The organism is Microcystis sp. LE19-10.1B (assembly GCF_027530565.1).
Taxonomy (GTDB): Bacteria; Cyanobacteriota; Cyanobacteriia; order Cyanobacteriales; family Microcystaceae; genus Microcystis; species Microcystis aeruginosa.
In genome coordinates, this window is record NZ_JAPZQM010000213.1 from 1 (window position 1) to 3,279 (window position 3,279).

Consider the following 3,279-nt stretch of genomic DNA (forward strand, 5'->3'; position numbering starts at 1 on the left):
CCAAGCTTTTCTGGTCGGAACCCCCTAAGCCGAGTTTTCAAGGTGCTGCGCCGTCCACTTGGTTTTCGAGACTGGCCTTTTAATTCTAACGTAAAGCCAACCTAGAACGGCGGGGTTTCAGACCCAAAATTTCCGATGATAACCGTTCAGTATTTACCAGAATGTGCTTCAGATGACCACTTAGGCGATCGCCATTCGTCTCCTCTGGTAACATATTGTCTGGGAACATATTGGGTGAGGCGAATGCAATTAGCCTTCTAGTTCTAATCCCTGCAAGTTCGGGAATTTCCCCTCTTGGTGATGGGATTCCCCACAAACCGGTGCTATTTTCTCTAGGGCCATATTTTTTCCCGATCGGTTATTAAGGGAAAGTTGAGAAAGGGAGGTATCGATCGAATTTTCAATGCCGATACTTGTCCCCTTCTCCCCAATAACTAAATTTAAACGCAACCACAGCCCTGGTGTCCACAGCCTTTCTCGTTCTCGTTAACGTGACCATTGGCACAAGCTTGGGAACAGTAGTATTGATCGTTTTTTTTGATGGCATCGGCGATCAATACTAAGCTAAACGGCTTTTACTTCGGATCACCGATATAGACTCCAAAAGGGTTATAGCTGTTGGATCATGCAGGTTAAGCGCCGTTTAGCTTACACACAAACAGGATTCACAAGCACATTTCATCATGGTGACAGCGATCATGGTTACTACCTCGGAACTTCTTTACTGACTTTAGTATAACATCTGAACAGATGTTCATAGATTGAATAAAGTTAAATTTTTCTAAAACTCAGAGGGGAAAGTTAGAGCAGTCATCTCATATTTACTGCTCACTGATTACTGCTCACTGTTTACTGTGTTTAGACGCGGAACAGCCTACCAGCGATCGCCAGCATCGTAAATTGCTAAACGTCCGACACCTAGATATAATCCGGGAGAATTCTCCCCGGGGGGATAGGCAGTAATTCCAAACTGATAGACACCACCATAATCGGGATTTCGTACTGGTTTCAGACCGATGGAAACGGTATTACCGGGGGGGACAGGAGGATCAAAAATGACCGTAATCGTCTGAGTATTGGGGTCAAAAGTAGTGGATTTTAGGGTTAATTTTTCGCCTCGCTGATTGCGATCGCCAAGAAAAGCAAAGGTTTGATCGAGAAGAAAAGCAATAGTTTGAATATTAGGCTGCTGTTGTATGGTTACTTTACCCAAGGGCGCCCCGAGAGAGGGCGGTAGAGCGATGGTAAGATAGTATTTTGCCCCCCAAGTACGCACGGATTGGAAAGTAGCGAAGAAATTAACTAGAGTGGGAGAACTCTCAAAAAATACTCTGCCATCGGGAAATTGTCCTGCGAGAGACACAGAAGCATCAAAAGCGAGTATAGCAATCAAAGCGAGTTTAGATAGACTTTCAGTCTGTTTTAAAGGCAAAAAAGGAATTTTCAAGGTAAAAGCTACTATAAAATATTGATTGTCAAGGGCAATTATACCAAATTCACTTAACCCTAAACCGCTGCCATTATCAGTGATCAGTTATCAGTTGTTTTCTCCCCACACCCCACACCCCACTTCTCACTTCCCCAACCCCCAACAGCTAACCCCCAACTTGCAATGTATCTCGAACACCTACATCTTCACAGTTTTAGAAATTATGCCGAACAGTTGCTAAAATTCGAGTCCAAAAAAACAATATTATTGGGCAATAATGCTCAGGGAAAATCCAATTTACTAGAAGCGATCGAACTTTTGGCCACTCTCAAGAGCCATCGAGTCAGCAAGGATCGGGATCTGGTGCTAGAATCGGACTCGGAGGCGAGAATTTTTGCTAGGGTTAATCGTCTTTATGGAGCATCAGAATTAAGTTTAATTCTCCGTTCTTCCGGTCGTCGCACCGTGATCCGTGACCGTCAACCCCTGCGCCGTCATCTTGATTTTTTGGGCGTGATTAATGCGGTACAATTTTCTAGTCTCGATCTGGATTTAGTGCGCGGTGGTCCGGAAGCTCGCCGAGATTGGTTAGATACTTTATTAATTCAATTAGAACCCCTATACGTTCATATTTTACAGCAATATAATCAGGTTTTACGACAAAGAAATGCTCTCTTAAAAGAGATTCGTAAACAGGAATTAGAGGGAAAAGTTTATGCGGATTTATCCCAGCTAAAACTCTGGGATTTACAACTAGCAGAAACCGGTTCAAGAGTAACGAGAAGAAGGGCGCGAGTCCTGCAAAGATTAATTCCTTTAGCCCAAAAATGGCACGAAAGTATTAGCGGAAAAACCGAACTTTTAGAATTACAATATATTCCCAATGTGCCTTGGGTAGAAGATGATGTCAATGGGGTACAAAGGGCTTTTTTAGATAAGATTGAAACCCGTCGTTTGGCAGAGAAACAACTAGGGACATCGGTAGTCGGTCCCCACCGGGATGAAGTGGATTTTTTAATTAACCAAAACCCCGCTAAATCCTACGGTTCCCAAGGACAACAAAGAACCTTAGTTTTAGCCTTGAAATTAGCGGAATTACAGTTACTAGAGCAGATTATCGGAGAACCTCCCCTACTACTCCTCGATGATGTTTTAGCCGAATTAGATATCGAACGACAAAATCAATTATTAGATGCGATCGAAGACCGTTTTCAAACTTTAATTACCACCACTCATCTCAGTTCTTTTGAGTCCCGTTGGTTGCAATCTTCCCAAGTATTTTCTGTCAAAAAGGGACATATTTTTTATTAGCCTATAGCCACCAGCCTTCAGCCATATTCAGTTATCAGTTATCAGGTTTTTCTCCCTATCTTTCCACTCTCTAGTCACCTCAGCAGTTTAACCCTAAACTAAAGCTACTCATTCAGTAAATAGCTGCGATATCTCGGTAGTTTGCTCTAGAAAATTTCTCATATCTTCTGGTTTAATTGTTTGGTTTAATTTATAAATTACTAACCATTCACCACCAGCTTGCAAATACCAACCATGGTTCTGTCCAAAAAATTGTCAGGTGTCAAAATTAAAGATTTCTCGGATAGTAGATTCTTACCATAATACGATCTCAAGCTTATGAACCTTTATTTACAGACCATTGCTGTCAATCGCGGTCATCCTGATTGCTGGCTAAATTGTTGCTGTTAGAAAGTCCGTAGGGAGCATCTCACCTTTGCAATAAGTAGAAATGCTTAATGAGATCAATAAAAAAGTTAAAAAAGGCAACCATTTAGATAAGCACAGCGATGACGAAGGACTTGCGGTACATTACAAGATTGCCAACTTGCACCAGTAAT

At 42.1% G+C, this 3,279-nt stretch carries 3 protein-coding genes and 1 pseudogene; 1 reads left to right on the plus strand and 3 read right to left on the minus strand.

The window, feature by feature from the left end:
* Positions 1 to 255: 255 nt before the first annotated feature.
* The 3 genes and pseudogenes from O9332_RS07860 to O9332_RS07870 form a co-directional block, all read right to left on the minus strand.
* Positions 256 to 405 (minus strand): annotated as a pseudogene (locus O9332_RS07860) (ArsR/SmtB family transcription factor); the annotation flags it as partial.
* A 35-nt stretch (positions 406 to 440) separates the two neighbouring features.
* Positions 441 to 557: a metallothionein gene (locus tag O9332_RS28345; protein WP_288024752.1), complete on the minus strand. Its 117-nt coding sequence runs from the start codon at positions 555 to 557 to the stop codon at positions 441 to 443.
* A gap of 317 nt (positions 558 to 874) precedes the next feature.
* The gene (locus O9332_RS07870) at positions 875 to 1,447 is read right to left on the minus strand and encodes a DUF2808 domain-containing protein (protein WP_002761548.1); all 573 of its coding nucleotides are present in this window, start codon (positions 1,445 to 1,447) and stop codon (positions 875 to 877) included.
* 165 nt (positions 1,448 to 1,612) lie between these two features.
* Between O9332_RS07870 and recF the strand changes: the two genes are divergently transcribed.
* Positions 1,613 to 2,740, plus strand: coding sequence for a DNA replication/repair protein RecF (gene recF / locus O9332_RS07875; protein ID WP_002761547.1), 1,128 nt, complete (start codon positions 1,613 to 1,615; stop codon positions 2,738 to 2,740).
* Positions 2,741 to 3,279: the final 539 nt, after the last annotated feature.